Origin of the sequence: Alicyclobacillus tolerans (assembly GCF_048984885.1) — a bacterium.
Classification (GTDB): Bacteria; Bacillota; Bacilli; order Alicyclobacillales; family Alicyclobacillaceae; genus Alicyclobacillus_I; species Alicyclobacillus_I tolerans.
Genome location: NZ_JBMGNK010000002.1, coordinates 133202 through 149690 on the forward strand (window position 1 = coordinate 133202; position 16489 = coordinate 149690).

Consider the following 16489-nt stretch of genomic DNA (forward strand, 5'->3'; position numbering starts at 1 on the left):
TAGATCTTTATACAAACATGAGGAAGAATCCTTCTTCGAGATCAGACCCCTATAGTTCAAGAATTTCTGTTCCCACAAATGATTAATTATGCTGAATTAAATACAGACAGAAATCACCAACCATTTCAAATGGGGTTTCTGTATTTCCTTGTTTCGCAATCCATTTAAATCAATTTCTGGATTGTTGCAATCAAGCAGTTTTGAATCACTAATGACTTTCTGAATTGGTGCATAAAAAGTAAATTGTGCAGCCTGTCCTTTATTCAAAGTAACTATTGCTTGATTTGTTCTACCTAAGAACCATACAGTTTTTTCAATTCTATTCCCTTCCAAAAACATTGTTGTTTTGTCGTAAACCTGCCCGATCGCGACGGAATATGGTCGCACTGCCGTATATTTCCATGCAGTGTTAGAGGCGACCGCGATGTTTCAGAATCGCCACCTTTTCTTCAAGAACGCCGGACTTTCTTTTCTGTCAGACAGAGAGATTTTGGCGTCCGATTACATATACTTGCACTCTGCGACCTCATGACGAATCTATGATTTCCCGTTTAAAATACATCCCAAGTTTTTGCATAACGCATTCAGATGCAATGTTACTTATCTGACAAATACTCATAATCTTATTGAGACCACAATTCTTAAAACCGAAGCGTAAAGTCTCTTTTACAGCTTCCGTGGCACTTCCTTTTCCCCAGAACGACCGACCAAGCCGCCAATCAATTTCAACAGAGGGCATGACCCCAGGGTCACCGTTTATAAGTGACCTGGACAAAATATCCCTTTTAGACCATCTTCGTAACAACAGTCGTGATATCTCCCATTTCGGCACTTATCTATCCTCTGGCAATATCCAATCGTCAAGATCATATTCAGCACTCTGGCCGAATTTGCTCTATCTAACACGGCTACATGGCGCGTGAGCTATCGCAAGGCCGCATTACTGCTTTCCCACTTCATGGCAGGTTCGCATCCGCAGTCCTGGATGGGTGGATTTGCATCGCATGATAACCGACGCTTTCAAGTCGCTACCCTTATGCGCAAGAACTGCCATGCTGGCTACCTGAATCATGATGCGTTATGCGGTCGATTCCTTTGACCTCCGCCCCCCAATCTGCTAAGAAGGACTAATCAACCAGAAGCAATATTGAAGTTTCCAAGGTGATCAACAAGCAGACTGGCTTGATTATCCAGATGAACTTCTACGGAATAAAGTCTTGATTCTCGCCCTGTTGGAAGCCACCCACGCCCTTCCTTCACCACAATAAATGTACCCTCATCATCACCAACAGCAGTGAACGTGTCACTGTTTTCGCCGTCGAGTACACTGAGATTCATCGATTCGCAAAGTTTATTAGAAGTTTCAAGTACGTTGAAAGTCGGGATACCAATTTCGCTTATGCAGTAAGCGTTGAGTGGATGAAAAGGTTTGTCATATTCACCAAGGAGTCTATATCGCGCAATAAATTCAAGGATGTTCCCTTCTGGGTCATGAAAATAGCAAGCGTCCGCGTCAATCGGAGAACCAAAATGAACGACATCTAAGCCACGATACGGTAAAACATCTATGCCTACATATTTTAACCATTTAACCGCCTGCTCAATTTGGTTCGAAGGAATATTGAATGCAAAATGGTAAAATGAGTCCTCATCCGTATTCTGATTAAAGACCAATTCAGTAGTTCCAACATAAAATCCTATATAATCTGCGCCTTTCTTAGATATAGGGAAGTTGAACAACCCGTTATAAAACGCTTTCATTTTAGATACGTCGTTGCAATGTAACGTCAAATTAGTAATCCTCATCTTTAACCTCCTTCCAAATCCTATCGAGCGATCAATCGCTATGTGCGCGGTCCATATCAGTCCAAGCATAACCCAGATCGAATTCTCTAACATGAACCCAATGGTAATACATAACCATGAGAACATATATGTGTGAAAAAAATTGTAGCATCGAGCCTCTACTCTTGAGCCGAAACAATAACCCAACATAGCCAAATCCGGTAATAGTACCAATTCGAGAAATGTTACCTATGAGAAATGGTGGTTATGGTAAAATCATATACTAACAAAAACGACCACAAGCGACTCCAACCACAACGATGATCTCATATATTCATTCCAGTTCACCTGTGCACGGTGCAGCTTGCATTTTCGAATGCAGTCCCAGAAGAAATGTGTCGATGAGAAAATGGTAGCTATCATCCACACTGATGGGCATTTTGAACCCCTCATTTCGTTCTAATGAGATGAATCCGTGCACCATACTGCGAAAACTGCGTACGGCATGAATGGAGGTGTATTCGTCCAACCCGTAATGCTGAAAGACTTGAACGACAGTTTCGACTAACCTTCTCGCTGCTTGCTGCCATCTCCCTTCCTGCGGATCGGAGACTCGCTGAACCGCTTCATATAGCCCCGGATGAGATCGAGCGAACGCCAAATACTCTTCTGCTATAGCGTAAACGGCATTGTCACCGGATTTTCCAATCGCTGTGCGCGATATTACGGAATTCAGCAGATTACATCCGTGTATGGCGAGTTCAATGCGTAAACCAGGAAGTCCAGCGATATGATTGTACAAGGAAGGCGAACGGATCCCCAGCTTCTGAGCGAGAGTCGACAAGCCGAGGGATTCCAGACCTTGAGAATCGACAATCTCGGTAGCAGCTTTCAGGATGGTTGGCAAATCAATTCTTGTTCGTTGCGACATGTCGATTCCTCCATATTAAAGTCCAAGGGCTCTATCCATGAGTTCCACTGGCTGAGCAATCATGTTTCCAAGTCCAACGGCGAGTAATTCAGGTTGATATTCACGTATTTTGCGAGCGCTTTCCATTCCTAACTCTTTGTTCCAAGTAGCCATAGCAGGAAACGGAAACAAGGGTCTCAGTTGTCCTGTGACAGCAAAACCACCTCTCGTTTGAAAAGCATCCCCGGCAATCAAACACTGAGTTCGCGTATCGAGGAAAGACATTGAACCAGGGGTATGCCCAGGTGTCCAAATGGCAAGAAGCGATCCAACCCTGCTTCCATCATCCAAAAGCACGTCTGGCGTTGTTTTGATGGTATGTGGCTTGGGAACGCCTCCTCTAATAGGGGTACTTGGTTCGCTCGGATCAAGCGTACAATCGCCGGTCAATAAACGAGCGTCACGGCGGGAGATATAGACGGGAACATCCGGAAACATTTGTTTTAATTTATCCAGTGCCCCGATATGGTCGGAGTGAGCATGGGTGAGAACGATGCGGCGAATTGCTTTTTCCACCTTCCTAGCGGCAGCGGCAATTCCATCTGCACTGTTCGGAAGCGCAGCATCAATCAGTGTCAATCCATCCTCTTCCTCCACGAAATAACAATTCACGGGGAAAACACTCGGAAGAAACGTCAATTGATATAAATTTCTCTGTTTAATCATTCGCATTACAGATTCACCTATGCCTTTCTAGATTCAATTAAAACTAATATACTTCGCATTTTAACTAACACAATTAGTTTTGTCAAAGATGTTTGTATTCTGAATGTCAATCCATAAAGAACTATCAAAACAGCTCGTGATTTCCAGAATATTTATTGTGCTATTTTTAGCGGCAGTTTTCCTGTTTAGTGTAAATGCATCGTTAGTATGAAAACTGGGCTGGTTCATTCTCCAACAGGTATTCTCCATTCCTTGTATAAGTCAGGCATCCTACGGATTAATTATTCCTGCAGTCTACACCGTTTCATCATGTTGCCTTACAAAAGCCCCCATGTCCTTTACCACACTTTCATCCGATAACTTTTTTCAAAATTTTCAGGACGAATACTCGCTCTAACCCTGAAACAACTGGGGCTAAATATCCCAAACTGCCTATCTGAATTGGAAAACGAGGTACTTGGACATATCCAACGTCCAGAAGCGTCAGAGACTTTAGCCGGTGTGGATTTTGAACTGAGAACGCAAATAAAATCGCTCCGCCTAACGAGTGACCGATGAGATGGGTGCGACTAATCCCACGATCATCGAGATTTTCCTTGACCTACTCACCCATTTTCTTAAGCGTAACTCGTTCCTGTATCCCATCGTATATCCCAATACCTAGTAATTCAACCAACCGAACCTGATGATCCGATTTTAGCTCATCTGCGATGTTCATTCCGGTATTTGCGACCCACCCACTTCCGGGAAGAAATACAACAGGCAAACCGGCTCCAAATGACTCCTCATACCAACGCATGACACCACCCTTGAGCACATCCAACATTGTTGTAGATCTATATACAGCCTATATAGCCGCCACCATTTAGATACCAAAGTGTTTGAGGGAACCGCGCTTTGGTTGAGACATGGTCAAAAATAGTGTGCACATACCTGACGTTTTACTAACGTGAATGATAACAACAGATCAACTTAGTGGCGATGTAACCAATCACGTTTTAGCAAACTGTAATTGACCAAATCCACATAACGGTTGTATAGCCATTGCCCATCTCGAGCTATCCCTTCCTGCTGAAAACCCAACCTGTCTGGGATAGCGCGACTTTTCATGTTTTCTGCCGCACACTGAGTAACGACTCTATTTAGAATCAAAACGTCAAAAATATAGTCTAGCAGTGCACGTACACTAGTGGTGATAATCCCTTTGCCTTTATAATCTTTGCCAAGAAAGTACCCTATACCGTGTCAACTCACGTAAAAATCTTACCGAAGAGAGATGGCTAACTCATTTAAAAATCTAACCCATTCCCTATTCCGTTGAAGTGGGAAAGGTGAATGGCCGTAGGCCAAAAGGGAGGAGCGAAGCGGCTTCCCTTTTTGTTGTGTCTGTGGAGCTTGTGGGCAACTTGAAGAGTTGTCCATCAAATCCACAGACAGAATGTTTTGGCCTCAATAGGAGTCCCGAGTGCCGTTTCGTTTGTCGTTGTCGATCCCCCTGGAAACCGGTGCGGGCAGCGGAGCAAGAGCAAGGTTCGCCCCGCCTAGTCCCTGTGCCAGCAGTGTCACCAGTTGTCGGTGTAGCTGTTGTGGATTGAGGGACTGTGCCCACTCACTCCAGTACTTTTGGCTGTTCGTTGGGATGGCACTAGCATCGAACGTCCGTTGCAAAGGAGTTTTTGCTGAGTCGTATTTCTTTTGCACGTGACTGCCGTTACGTTTTTTCTCAATGACCTTGCGCATGGGCAGACAGGCGTTGGCATATACGTCAAGCCACGCATAAACCGTGTTGAGCCATTGCACATGCTCTGGAGTGTCGAAACGCTCGTAACCTACGATTTCGCGGACCAAGAATCGATTCTTTTGCTCCACGTGAGCGTTGTCGTTCTTCTTGTAAGGTCGGCTTCTGGTGAGCGACAGCCCCTTTTCGTACTATTGATGACCATTCGTTTTTTTACAAATGTAGAGTCCGTGTGTGCTGAGTCCCAATATGCTCTTTTCTCGGCAGGTTAAAAAATGATAATCCATCCAAGAATGAAATTCTTCGTCCGAAAGCGCATCAATATATTCCTGTATTGTATGACTAATTCCGTCAGTTCCGACATGGTCAATAGTGCTGACGCCATAATTCATCATTAGTGTTTCGATGTCTTCGGGAGATGTAAAATATGCATCAGTCCAAAAACAGTCTTGATCCCCATCGATAATTATTCCTTGGTTAATCACCTTGTCAATCACGCTATTTCGAATAAATGTCTTTTCTCTAGTAGCAAGCATTGGAATAACCGCGTATTTGCTTAAATATGCAATAGCCAGATGTCCGCCACTTTTTAGTACCCTTAAACACTCTTTTATACATTTATCCCGTTCATTACTATCTATGATGTGGTATAGTGGACCAAAACACATGACAAAGTCGAATGTTTCACTTTCAAATCGACTCAAATTCGTTGCATTACCAACGTAGGCGTTCAACGCCAAATGCTTTTCCTCAGATTCTTTATTGATTTGTTCGATATGTTTCGGGGTAAGGTCAATTGATGTAACATCGTGATGCCTTTCTGCGTAATAGAATGAATAGGCTCCAGGACCAGCACCAACGTCCAATATTTTCGCATGTGAAGGTAAAAGACTGCTAATGACATGTGTAGATGTAAGAAATTCGATTTTTCTTGAGTTTCTTGAGAACCTCGAAGCTTCATCAATAATCTCGTAATATTGTACAACGCTGTTCACAATCATCCCCCTTTGTCTATTCGACGTTTGAAATACCTGAATCCGGTACGGCTTGACCAATTGCTCGAATGGCTCGTTTCGCCAAGGTAACTCCTAGAAAATTTGCTGCTTAAGCTACACGCTTTTCCTTCGCAATATCGATTTCGACTATTGGTGTTGAACTAGAAATGCTTTCAATCCGTTGATTCTGTAAAGCATATGGCCTAGATTTCATCTCTTACGCACTCCTGATGATTTTAGGACTGTAGTCCTCGGACATATTCATCTTACGTATTCTAATTCAAAGTCATAGGGCTACGTGTACTAAATCATTCAACAGCCCTTAGTTATATATGAAAAACAATAGACGTCAAAAGAGGGATGATGAAGATTGAGTTCAAATCCAATTTTAATTGAATTTCCAGAGGAGTTTGAGACGGAACGACTCATTATCCGTGCCCCATTATGGGGTGATGGTATAGCACTAAACGAAGCAATTAGAGAAAGTATCGAGGAACTGCGACCTTTGATGCCTTGGGCGAAGAACGTTCCAACGATAGATGAATCAGAGGAGAACATTCGGATGGCACGACTTAAGTTTCTACAACGGTCTGATTTGAGATTTCAGCTTATTTGTAAGCAAACAGGTCGATTTATAGGTGGAAGCGGTCTTCATCGCATTGATTGGGAATCCAAAAAGTTTGAGATAGGATACTGGATTCGTACATCACAAAGCGGGAAAGGACTCATGACGGAAGCGGTTCATGGTATTACGCACTTTGCTGTTTGTGTATTACAAGCTAATCGTATTGAAATCCGTTGTGATTCAACAAATACTCGTAGTGCACGGATAGCTGAACGTCTCGGATTCACTCTGGAAGGTATCTTACGAAAAGAAAGATGCAATACAGCAGGACAACTACGTGACACTATGATATTTGCAAAAGTGCGTGGACAAGAATTTTAATACATGAAGCTTTTGGATGCATGGGTGGCAATAGCCTTTCGGTATTAGACAACATAAAAAGCTAAAAAAGGAATATATTATAAATATACGCAAGAAAATATGAGAACAACGATTGAAACAGCCGTGTTCCTTGAAAAAAGAGCAAGATTTCGAGTGTTTTAAGAGATGTCTTCCATTTTCTGAATTCCTGCAATGTACGATAGCTGGCAAGAGCGGTAGCCGACATGGGCTTTCACGAGTTTAGACAGAAATTAGTGTATAAGAAGGATATTCACGGAGGACTATTCATCATCGCAAACAGGTGGTTTGCCTCCAGTAAAATTTGCTCAACGTGTGGAACGAAAAAAATATATCGCTATCTGTGCGACAATGAGCATGCTCAACATACGACACGCATCGTGATCGCGATCAAACGCAGCAAAGAATCTCATGAAATGGGCCGTTAACTACACGATTACAGTCTCTGGAGATGATGTAAGACTTGCTATTACAGGGGCGACATCAACGAAGCAGGCATTCAACGTTAAACCTACCTATGAGTAGATTTGAGTAAGTTTGAAAGAACTGTCAGACTACATCCCGGCGATGGAACCACCATGTACCAAGGAGCAGCATGATAATGCTCAGGATCACGGCGGCAATGAGAACAGACCAAAAGATAATTTGTGGAGCAGCACTTTGCAGTTCTGGTGTAAGCATGTCATAAATCAAGTAGACGAATCGCATTGGCCATGTCCAGGGAATGAACGGCCAGATATTGTTGCCAAGAGCAGTTGCTCCGCCTATAATGGAGGCGACAATCGTCCCGATCGCCCCAATTCCAAGCAGCACACCCCAATGACTGCCTTCTGCCAGCCACAGCGCAGTCCATAGCCATGGTAGAGCACTCAGCCAGTTGACCGCCATACATGCGACAAATATGCCGATTGGCATTGGATAGGGGATACGTAGGACTCCACCGGCAATCAGCAACAAGGCCCACAACCACACGCAACCCACAAACGTGAAGAACGCCAGGACAAAAGCCTTCGCGATATATAATAAGCCTGGGGCCAACTCTATGGAGCGCAGCCAACGCCAACGTCCCGCGGATGCCTCTAATTCTCCGGCGAGCCCTGCAATGAGCCCCCAACCGATCGGTATCCACAAACCAGACCAGACCTCGTTACCTATGTTCAATACGGTTGGCCAAGCGGTCGCCTGAATGCGATGAGGTGCCACATATACGCTGCTGATGGAAACCACCAGCACCGGACATATGAGTACGAGCCACGGAACAGCTGTTCTCCTATACTTCAACCATTCCGCGAATAGCGCCTTTATCATAGACCTACCTGACCTCCCGACGCTCGAACCAGATTGCCCCAAGAGCCATGAACAATGCTGTCGCCACGATGCAGAGGATGATACCGATAGGTATCACATCGTGGTTCCAGAATGGGCTCCCCGGGGAAAGAGGCAAACCATTAATGTGGAAGCCCAAAATAGGCATTAGCATACGCCCGCTCCAGGCCCAGGGAATCATCACCCAATAGGGCGCTTCTGCAGCAACCACGCCGACGACAAGACCCACCAACCCGATGCAGACGGTTACTCCGACCCCAATTCGAGAGGCCACCAGAGAATGATGGCGAGTTGCGGGAGCGCCGCGATCCAAACCAGTGCGATACCGGCAATCAATTGACCAACAGCCGGGGAACCATGCGGATTCCAGAGAAAATAGTTAATGATGATTACCAACGCTGCATAAATGACGGTTGCGACGAGCAGTTGGAGTGCCAGTACAACCCATTTGTAAATGTAAAGAACGCGCAGGTATACAACACGGGTACATAGCACACTCCAACTGTTTGCCCGTCGTTCATATGAGTTCGAAAGAGCTGCCAGAATGGTTGCGCATAACCACAAACCAAAAACAGACCACCAGTTGAATGTGTTCATCAATGTTTCATGCCATGTCCGGCTTTGCGGCATTAGAACTGTCTCGGTTAAGACCAACAAAAGGGGCCAGCACACGATAATCCATGGCGTGAGGGTTCTGCGATACTTTATCCATTCTGCTGTAAACGCTGCATTCACTTTACCCCACCCCCTGAGACGTACCGCAAGAAGATGTCCTCTAGGGTACCCTGCGTATCCCCCTCTTTCATGAGTGTTTCAAGAGGGCCCTGATATCGCAGGCGACCATTGCTTAAAATCCCAACATCTGTTACAATCTGTGCCACTTCAGATAAGATATGGCTTGAAAGGATGACCGTGATCCCCTCATCCAAAAACGAAAGAATCAAGTTCCTCATCTCACGAATACCGATGGGATCCAACCCGTTCGTCGGTTCGTCCAGAATGAGCAACCGCGGACGATTTAAGAGAGCAATGGCAATCCCAAACGTTGTTTCATTCCAAGGGAGTACGCCGCCGTTTTTTTCTTGCCGTCTACATCATGGAGCCCCACTATTCGTAGGACCTCATCCGCACGCTCACGAAATAGCCCGAGCAGTCGGCGATGGATTTCGAGATTTTCCCTTCCGGTTAAGTGCCCGTACAAGCTTGGGGTTTCAATCAGGGCGCCTATATTCGAAAGGCTGGCTCGCTTCCAAGGTTCCTCAAACAAAGTGATGTCCCCGGATGTCGGATGCAACAAACCGAAGAGCATCTTCAAGAGTGTTGTCTTTCCCGCGCCGTTTTGTCCTAGTAGCCCGTATACGCACCCTTGGGGTATACGGAGATTTACGTCCATCACTGCCTCATGTTGTTTGAAACGCTTTGTCAAGTTGTGGGTTTCTAGAAGCATTACCATCTCTCTAACTCCTTTTCAGTCAGATATTGCAGCGGTTCAAGTATATCGACTATCCTTCAAACTTAGATAACTTTACATATGTATTGACTGAACTGTTCCTCGCTCCATCTCCATGGTGTAGCGCGAGCTGAACCAGCCGCAGATTGCTAGAAGTGCTTCCGTGCACCTTCTTCTATGATACGTCCGCCATCCAGAACTGTTTTCAATATCCTAAAGAGAGCATTACCGGGAGTGATTTGAATCGCCCTCAAACGAAATCGTACGACTGTAATTCTGTCGTTCTGGTCAAAATACCGTTCATTCACTACGAACAAAAGAGTCAGTTGCACTTGTCACGGATTTAGGTGTTACTTTGGTGCTAAGTCAATGGTTCTGCGGAAGAAACAGCTTTATTGCAGATAAGATGGATTCTTGAGAATTGATTTGTGAGTTCTGGCCGATTTCCATCACTTGCACTGTTGTCCCATCAACCATGAATTGAGCGGATATTAGAGCACCATGCTTATTGGTTATTTCTCTGATTTCATAATGATCGATATTTACTTTTTTAATATTTGTCCCATCTCCCAAATGAATCGACCCGCCCATTTCAATAACATTGAATGTCTGATGATTTAAATTATTATGCAGAAAAAACGACAATTGATTTACTTTCTCATTTCCTGGGTCGTGCGTAATCACTGCTGACATAACACTCCATCCACTCTTCACATCTGGCCTAATCACATGAAAATTAACTTTATTTTCTAGGCCTCTTAGTCCATCCTGTGTCTTTGGTGTAATATGGCTTGTATTTTGTGTTGAAGATGCTCCAGTATCACCATTCTTATTCGATGTTTGAGTGCCACATCCCGAGATGGCAAACATGCTCACCAGAGAAAAAACAACTATTAATCGAGTTAGAACCCTTGATTTTATTTTCTCCAAAATAGTTCATCCTTTCCTTTTAAACTGTATATCGATATGACATGCATTATACTATGATGCTAAATCGCAGTTTACATGATTTCTAATGTATTTTATTTACATATTTTTATAGATTCATGGAATTCTTTACACATTTAAATTGTTGTATCATATCCAATGGCTACTATTTTTTATAAAATGGACCGTTTCACTTGCAATAAGCGTGAGTGTCTACGCAATTACTCTTAATGAGCGATTGAGATCAACCAACTGCGGCAGTATTATGAATTAACCACCGCAGTTGCTAATTTCAGACGAACTATCTTTTAATGATGCTTAATAAATTTTCAACATATGGAGAGAAACTGTTTTGAGATACGATTTGTATGGTGATCCTATCAGAGTAAACAAGATTAGATCGTAATGAGCTAACAGTGTATTCCAACTTGCCAAAATTACTTCACACCTAAAGTCTATCCCCATTTTTTCATTTGGGGCAATAATACGAGCATCTCCATGTATTTCATATACCATAACATTTCCTTCACTCAACTTATTGAATAATCTAACTTGCAATGCATTGGCCGATCCATGTGAATCTATGTTGATTGCATTAGTCCCATTCAAAACCATTCCTACAGGAAGTTTCCCTGGAAAAGCTGGTGAAAAACTCATTGCTTTTTTTACAGGTCACGCAGAATCTCAATTTCTAAGTCCTTTTCGCCAAGTATCTTCTTTAGCTTGTCATTCTCGTTCTCAAGTTCTTTAAACTCGTTTGACGATGGGTATAAGCAGATACCTTCTTCGACTCAGTTCCAGTATTCTTCCAATCTGCATGCTTCGACTGTGTCATTCAATCGTAGACCGTCTTCGAAGTAAGCCCGTGACGACGTGCAACTTGGGAGGAGTTTCCCACTTCAGCTGCCTCCTGCTAAACCTGCTGTTTAAAATCCATCGTGTATCTCTTTCGCTGCATAAAAATATCCCCTCCACGACTTGTAATCAGGTTAGTGGATAAGGGATAAAGACTCAAATCCAATTCTGGGGCTTAAGAGAACACATTACGTTTGCAACAATATTGAATAGTATTCAAATTACATTTATACTTATATTGGCAAGAGCTATAGTATATAGTACTCTTTTATTAGATATTACTAGTTTCTCATATGTAATTCATATTTTAGACCTGCATTTTTCTAAGAAAGTTAAAAAATCCCACAACAACTCTTAGAGGTTAATATTAATTTTCGAAAAATAGGGTATTGTCAATCAATTCTACATATAAGTGAACTGTTATGTGTTTACATATAGGCGATGGAGGTAATATATTGAAAATTTCATTTAAAGTAACAAATAACAGAAAAAAACTTAGGATATCTAGATATATTGCAATGATTGCTTTACTAATGCAATTTAATTATATAATGCTAGTTACTAACGAATATAAACATCTGCAACATGAATTGCTGGGAATTTTTATTACAGGAATATGGATCCTAGTGAACGTATTAATTATAGCAATTGTAGTTAAAGTCATATATGTACGAAGACGAGAATAAATTAACTATAAGATAGTTAATCAGGCTGTAGAAAAAGACCACTGTGATTGGTCTTTTTCAATTAAAGCAATATATTTGTGGTTTTATCTATACAGAATTGTATATATAAGAAATGTGAATCTCCCTTTATCCAACTCGTTTTGCTAGGTAAAAGGAGATTTTTTCATATTCTCAAAGACAGCGGTCATCAGTGCCTATTTGAACATTTTGTCCCTGCCTCGGCACCTCGTATATCTGTATCTATGAAGCTGTTTTGCATCTGCAAACCTCGTTCAATGGTTTGCATGCGGAGTCTGTATAGGCGTTTCCCAGATTTACTAAATCGGTACTCTTGGACCCTCTCTTTGCTGTCCTCCCATACGTGTCGTACCAAAACTTTTTGCTGGTTGCGGGACCAAGTACACAGAGCCAGAAGAGGACTTGTCTTGCAAATTGCTGGATCAGATTTGTACTCCCTGTGGCCTTCACGAGTTGTCGTGCGGTAAGTAAGCGGTTTTTTCTGGACATATGTACGAATCAGTTTCCATAATCGTATTGGAAATTTCATTGGATATCAAACACTGTGTAGGATAAAATCGGCGATGACGAATCACTGCTAGGTTCCGTCGCTATCCGGCAGTTATGACCAAAAAAGACTTAATTTTATTTCATAAGAGGATAACGATGTATGGATTGTTTTTATGTTTAGAGTTATTGGAGTGTACGTACACCTTAAACATATATATTGTAAATACACAGAAAGTCCAAGCAACAATCACACATATCACTGATACCAATGACCTTCAAATTTACAAAGTTGACATCCTCCCCCATGCCTAAAGATGGACGCATAAAGTTGCGTAGCGTCGTCACACCCCCGATATATCCTTGTTACCGAATCTCATCCAACAAGATAACTGCATTCACACAACCATCCCGCATCTGTTTTCGGATAAATTCCGTATAGGGTTCGACAACAGTTTTAGTAGATATGTGATGATAAGCTCCAGGTTCCTACTGAAAAAGCCATCCACGTATGGTCTTTCGATCCCGCCCGAGATTCTCTCCCCCTCAGGGAGAATGTCAGGTTCCTAGTGGAGATTTTACAACTGATGCTGACAGGGCCGTGAATGGGCAAAGATTCTTAACTCCATCATGATGACACGATTGAACAGGATGCAAAGGGGAACCCCGTTCCTGCAAAAATCGTGTTCGTGCGAGACAGGAATCTCTCTTGTCAGTGGCTGGCTCTGCTATCCACGGATATAAGTCTGTTGGACGATGAAGTCATTCGCATCTATGACAAGCGTTGGGATATTGAGTCCTTTTTCAAGGCGAGCAAGTCTGACCTCCGGCTGGCGAAGGAGTTACAGGAACGTACATACGACACCGGAATCGATATGGTAATTCTGCAGTTTATGACTCATTTACCCAGTTCTATCAAGAGAAACTGGCTGCCTAAGAACGCGAAACTTGAATGATTCTGATATACTGACATTTGTACTCTGAAGATACATTGTGATGCAAAAAAAATCAGAAAAAGAATTCCATAACATAAATGAGAAGAAGGTGTATGATCAACCCATGCATAACCAGTTTGTAACAGTGAGTGCAAAAGACCCTATTATCTCTCGCTGGCTCAACAAGCCCTATAGGGAACCTTTGCTTTTACTTCTTCTCTCCATTTTCGTAGGTATAATTGGGGGTCTAGGCGCTATTTTGTTTCGCGCTATGATTCACTGGTTTTTTCTTTTATTTCATGTGTCCCCTGAAGTCACCCATTCCCCTCTGCGCATAATCATTCCAGCGATAGGGTTGCTCTTAGTTGGATTCATTACAAACTATTTTGCGCGTGAAGTGAAGGGGCATGGCGTACCACAAATACTCGAATCTCTGGCATTACGAGGCGGCAGAATTCGTCCACGAATAGCTTTTTTTGGTATCCTCGCCCCCGCCATCACTATAGGTAGTGGCGGATCTGTCGGACGAGAGGGGCCTATTGCACTGATTGGCGGAGCTTTTGGCTCTGTGCTCGGCCAAGCGTTAAAGCTTACAGATAAATACATTTCCTTGTTACTGGCTTGTGGAGCAGCTGCGGGTATTTCCGCCACTTTCAATGCACCGATTGCTGGTGGTTTTTTCGGGCTGGAAGTGATTCTTGGCAGTTACGCCTTTGGCGCCATCATGCCTGTCTTTCTAGCATCTGTCACAGGTGCAACCACATTTGACGTATTTATGGGGAATCATCCGGTACTGCCAACCGCACACTACCCTATCATTCACCCAATTGCACTATTATTTATGATTATTCTTGGCGTTTTGGCAGGAGGATTTGGGCTTCTCTACTCCAAAGGATTGACTATCTCGGAAGACTGGATTGCTAAATGGAAAGTCCCTTTCTGGATGAAAAACATTGTAGGGGGGCTTACAATTGGATTAATTGGCTTTATGCTGCCACAAGTTCTTGGAGTTGGTTACCCGAGTATTCTTTCAGCACTAACGGGCAAGCTTTCTCTGGGTACACTCATTCTTCTGATGATTTTCAAATATATTGCTACGCTCACAACTGTTGGCTCAGGAGGTTCGGGTGGCGTATTTGCACCCTCCCTATTTCTTGGTGCTATGCTCGGTGCTTCGTATGGGGACTTTTTGAAAATCATTTTTCCCTATTGGATTCCTCATCCAGAAATTTACGCAATTGCAGGTATGGGTGCTATTTTTGCAGCGGCGGCACAAGCACCTTTTGTTGCTATCACTATTTTACTTGAAGTAACTGGAGATTATCAATTGACACCCGTTGTGATTGCTGCTTGCATTATGGCTTATTTAGTACATGGGCTTTTAACGCGAGATTCCATGTATACGGTAAAATTAGCCCGACGTGGTATTCGTATCCTGCGTGGTAACGAAGTACGACCCACCGAACAAATTTCAGTTACACAAGCTATGGAACCTGTTGCTTTAATTTTGTTTGAGCAAGATACGGTCGATCACGCTTATCATCTGCTGACCTCCTCTCGTCACCATGCAGCTGTTCTTTTGAACGAAAAAAATCAGCTAACTGGTATTGTTACCTTAGAAACACTTCGTCCGCTCATTGAGCAACACAAACCCAATGCTACCTTACATGATTTAAGTACCCACCAAACTCCCACAATTCAAAAACATCAAAGTCTTGAAGAGGCTATGAGGTTATTCTCACTTTACGATCTCCCACTCTTACCTGTTATGGACGAAACCAACCATTCAGTCATTGGCATGCTCACAGAACGCGATGTGGTGCGTGCTTATAACGCTTATACCATTTATTCAACCGAATCGAACGCGAAAATTAGACAACTTCAAGATCTTCATCAAAATTCAGGCCAATTCACAAATCTCAGATTAAAAGAAAATAGTCCAGTGATTGGGCTATCCTTAGCAGATGTGCGATTTCCTTCTGAAGCCGTCATCGTTTCAATTAAACGACAAAATAATCTGCTTGTACCTCATGGAAAAACAGTGTTTCAAAAAGATGACGAAGTGCTTCTTTTTATTTCTCCGATTCAAAAAGTAGATGAGGTTGTAAATTTTATGTCCGGTGAGGTATCTTCTTTGTCAAAACATTGATAAACCTTAAAGATTTTTTATGAGGGAATTTGGATTATCTCTTTTGTCATGTAGGTGTCCACAGTCTTGCACGCCTTGCGTATGTCGCAAACTCCCATGTGGATAGTCTGTTATCCTTTAGCACTCGATGAAATGACTCCAGTGGATATTCTTCAGTCATGATATTCGTCGATCCGGTTCCTGTTTTCCCAGTCAAAAACCCACCATTCTTGTAGAGGAGGCTTATCCACCGGTTCACCACAATCGCGCAAATCTCATGTTTGCAAGCAACGATGGACACATGATATAACGGCGCTGAAGAGGAATTTACCACCTGTTGCCTTCCACGGCCTTCGTCACACCCATGCAATGCTTTTGCTGATGGAAAAGGTGCCCCTGAAAGTTGTATCTGAACACCTGGGTCACGCTTCCATCACGATGACTGCAGATGCGTATGCACATGTGACCGACACGATGCAACGAGAGGCCGTGGAAGAATGAAATCGACTTTTGACTGCCAAGTAGTATCTTTTGGTAAAGGAGAGATTCGTGACTTATCA

The 16489-nt window shown here is 43.0% G+C and carries 19 protein-coding genes and 3 pseudogenes; 6 read left to right on the forward strand and 16 right to left on the reverse strand.

The window, feature by feature from the left end:
* Positions 1-96: 96 nt before the first annotated feature.
* Both ACOJUR_RS00710 and ACOJUR_RS00715 read right to left on the reverse strand, forming a co-directional pair.
* Positions 97-339 carry a hypothetical protein gene (locus ACOJUR_RS00710; protein WP_420949006.1) on the reverse strand — a complete coding sequence of 81 codons (243 nt, stop codon included), beginning with the start codon at positions 337-339 and terminating at the stop codon, positions 97-99.
* A gap of 187 nt (positions 340-526) precedes the next feature.
* Positions 527-739, reverse strand: coding sequence for a GNAT family N-acetyltransferase (locus tag ACOJUR_RS00715; RefSeq protein ID WP_083574408.1), 213 nt, complete (start codon positions 737-739; stop codon positions 527-529).
* Between the two features lie 180 nt (positions 740-919).
* Between ACOJUR_RS00715 and ACOJUR_RS00720 the strand changes: the two genes are divergently transcribed.
* Positions 920-1099, forward strand: a complete 180-nt coding sequence (locus tag ACOJUR_RS00720) for a hypothetical protein (protein WP_129583686.1) — start codon at positions 920-922, stop codon at positions 1097-1099.
* 32 nt (positions 1100-1131) lie between these two features.
* Here the strand turns inward: ACOJUR_RS00720 and ACOJUR_RS00725 are convergent, their stop codons facing one another.
* The 9 genes and pseudogenes from ACOJUR_RS00725 to ACOJUR_RS00765 all read right to left on the reverse strand — a co-directional run bounded on the left by ACOJUR_RS00725 (position 1132) and on the right by ACOJUR_RS00765 (position 6154).
* Positions 1132-1806, reverse strand: coding sequence for a VOC family protein (locus tag ACOJUR_RS00725; protein ID WP_420950473.1), 675 nt, complete (start codon positions 1804-1806; stop codon positions 1132-1134).
* Between the two features lie 12 nt (positions 1807-1818).
* Positions 1819-2019: pseudogene (locus ACOJUR_RS00730) on the reverse strand (DUF4260 family protein); the annotation flags it as partial.
* 100 nt (positions 2020-2119) lie between these two features.
* Complete coding sequence (locus tag ACOJUR_RS00735; RefSeq protein WP_420949007.1) at positions 2120-2716, reverse strand: TetR/AcrR family transcriptional regulator; 597 nt, start codon at positions 2714-2716, stop codon at positions 2120-2122.
* 15 nt (positions 2717-2731) lie between these two features.
* Entirely contained in the window at positions 2732-3427 is a 696-nt protein-coding gene (locus tag ACOJUR_RS00740; RefSeq protein WP_420949008.1) for an MBL fold metallo-hydrolase, read from the reverse strand.
* Positions 3428-3770: 343 nt separating this feature from the next.
* The gene (locus tag ACOJUR_RS00745; protein WP_420950474.1) at positions 3771-3995 is read right to left on the reverse strand and encodes an alpha/beta fold hydrolase; all 225 of its coding nucleotides are present in this window, start codon (positions 3993-3995) and stop codon (positions 3771-3773) included.
* A gap of 27 nt (positions 3996-4022) precedes the next feature.
* The gene (locus ACOJUR_RS00750) at positions 4023-4247 is read right to left on the reverse strand and encodes a hypothetical protein (protein WP_420949009.1); all 225 of its coding nucleotides are present in this window, start codon (positions 4245-4247) and stop codon (positions 4023-4025) included.
* A gap of 146 nt (positions 4248-4393) precedes the next feature.
* A complete protein-coding gene (locus ACOJUR_RS00755; protein WP_420950475.1) occupies positions 4394-4660 on the reverse strand; it encodes a GNAT family N-acetyltransferase in 267 nt (88 codons plus the stop codon).
* Positions 4661-4870: 210 nt separating this feature from the next.
* Positions 4871-5269 carry a hypothetical protein gene (locus ACOJUR_RS00760; protein ID WP_420949010.1) on the reverse strand — a complete coding sequence of 133 codons (399 nt, stop codon included), beginning with the start codon at positions 5267-5269 and terminating at the stop codon, positions 4871-4873.
* A gap of 81 nt (positions 5270-5350) precedes the next feature.
* Entirely contained in the window at positions 5351-6154 is an 804-nt protein-coding gene (locus ACOJUR_RS00765) for a class I SAM-dependent methyltransferase (RefSeq protein ID WP_420949011.1), read from the reverse strand.
* A 370-nt stretch (positions 6155-6524) separates the two neighbouring features.
* Here ACOJUR_RS00765 and ACOJUR_RS00770 point away from each other — a divergent pair, with 370 nt between their 5' ends.
* Both ACOJUR_RS00770 and ACOJUR_RS00775 read left to right on the forward strand, forming a co-directional pair.
* Positions 6525-7100 carry a GNAT family N-acetyltransferase gene (locus ACOJUR_RS00770; RefSeq protein WP_420949012.1) on the forward strand — a complete coding sequence of 192 codons (576 nt, stop codon included), beginning with the start codon at positions 6525-6527 and terminating at the stop codon, positions 7098-7100.
* Between the two features lie 224 nt (positions 7101-7324).
* Positions 7325-7546, forward strand: coding sequence for a zinc ribbon domain-containing protein (locus tag ACOJUR_RS00775; protein WP_072875335.1), 222 nt, complete (start codon positions 7325-7327; stop codon positions 7544-7546).
* A gap of 121 nt (positions 7547-7667) precedes the next feature.
* Here ACOJUR_RS00775 and ACOJUR_RS00780 read toward each other — a convergent pair whose 3' ends face one another.
* From ACOJUR_RS00780 to ACOJUR_RS00800, 5 genes and pseudogenes are all read right to left on the reverse strand, one after another.
* A complete protein-coding gene (locus ACOJUR_RS00780) occupies positions 7668-8399 on the reverse strand; it encodes a lantibiotic immunity ABC transporter MutE/EpiE family permease subunit (protein WP_420949013.1) in 732 nt (243 codons plus the stop codon).
* Positions 8400-8690: 291 nt separating this feature from the next.
* Entirely contained in the window at positions 8691-9179 is a 489-nt protein-coding gene (locus ACOJUR_RS00785; protein WP_420949014.1) for a lantibiotic immunity ABC transporter MutE/EpiE family permease subunit, read from the reverse strand.
* A pseudogene (locus tag ACOJUR_RS00790) lies at positions 9176-9897 on the reverse strand (ATP-binding cassette domain-containing protein). The gene ACOJUR_RS00785 and the pseudogene ACOJUR_RS00790 overlap by 4 nt, the downstream one beginning before the upstream one ends.
* A 363-nt stretch (positions 9898-10260) precedes the next feature.
* The gene (locus ACOJUR_RS00795; protein ID WP_420949015.1) at positions 10261-10824 is read right to left on the reverse strand and encodes a hypothetical protein; all 564 of its coding nucleotides are present in this window, start codon (positions 10822-10824) and stop codon (positions 10261-10263) included.
* A gap of 1725 nt (positions 10825-12549) precedes the next feature.
* Positions 12550-12909 carry a transposase gene (locus tag ACOJUR_RS00800; RefSeq protein ID WP_420949016.1) on the reverse strand — a complete coding sequence of 120 codons (360 nt, stop codon included), beginning with the start codon at positions 12907-12909 and terminating at the stop codon, positions 12550-12552.
* Positions 12910-13504: 595 nt separating this feature from the next.
* On the opposite strand from ACOJUR_RS00800, the pseudogene ACOJUR_RS00805 reads away from it, so the two are divergent.
* From ACOJUR_RS00805 to ACOJUR_RS00815, 3 genes and pseudogenes are all read left to right on the forward strand, one after another.
* Positions 13505-13729 (forward strand): annotated as a pseudogene (locus ACOJUR_RS00805) (IS4 family transposase); the annotation flags it as partial.
* A 196-nt stretch (positions 13730-13925) separates the two neighbouring features.
* Positions 13926-15950 carry a chloride channel protein gene (locus ACOJUR_RS00810; protein WP_306953391.1) on the forward strand — a complete coding sequence of 675 codons (2025 nt, stop codon included), beginning with the start codon at positions 13926-13928 and terminating at the stop codon, positions 15948-15950.
* Positions 15951-16130: 180 nt separating this feature from the next.
* Positions 16131-16430 carry a tyrosine-type recombinase/integrase gene (locus ACOJUR_RS00815; RefSeq protein ID WP_420950476.1) on the forward strand — a complete coding sequence of 100 codons (300 nt, stop codon included), beginning with the start codon at positions 16131-16133 and terminating at the stop codon, positions 16428-16430.
* Positions 16431-16489 lie beyond the last annotated feature (59 nt).

Coding starts and splice junctions, on each gene's coding strand:
- ACOJUR_RS00725 (WP_420950473.1), bottom strand. CDS start 1,806: ATGAGGATTACTAATTTGACGTTACATTGCAACGACGTATCTAAAATG.
- ACOJUR_RS00800 (WP_420949016.1), bottom strand. CDS start 12,909: ATGAAATTTCCAATACGATTATGGAAACTGATTCGTACATATGTCCAG.
- ACOJUR_RS00735 (WP_420949007.1), bottom strand. CDS start 2,716: ATGTCGCAACGAACAAGAATTGATTTGCCAACCATCCTGAAAGCTGCT.
- ACOJUR_RS00715 (WP_083574408.1), bottom strand. CDS start 739: ATGCCCTCTGTTGAAATTGATTGGCGGCTTGGTCGGTCGTTCTGGGGA.
- ACOJUR_RS00750 (WP_420949009.1), bottom strand. CDS start 4,247: ATGTTGGATGTGCTCAAGGGTGGTGTCATGCGTTGGTATGAGGAGTCA.
- ACOJUR_RS00775 (WP_072875335.1), top strand. CDS start 7,325: ATGGGCTTTCACGAGTTTAGACAGAAATTAGTGTATAAGAAGGATATT.
- ACOJUR_RS00740 (WP_420949008.1), bottom strand. CDS start 3,427: ATGCGAATGATTAAACAGAGAAATTTATATCAATTGACGTTTCTTCCG.
- ACOJUR_RS00710 (WP_420949006.1), bottom strand. CDS start 339: ATGTTTTTGGAAGGGAATAGAATTGAAAAAACTGTATGGTTCTTAGGT.
- ACOJUR_RS00810 (WP_306953391.1), top strand. CDS start 13,926: ATGCATAACCAGTTTGTAACAGTGAGTGCAAAAGACCCTATTATCTCT.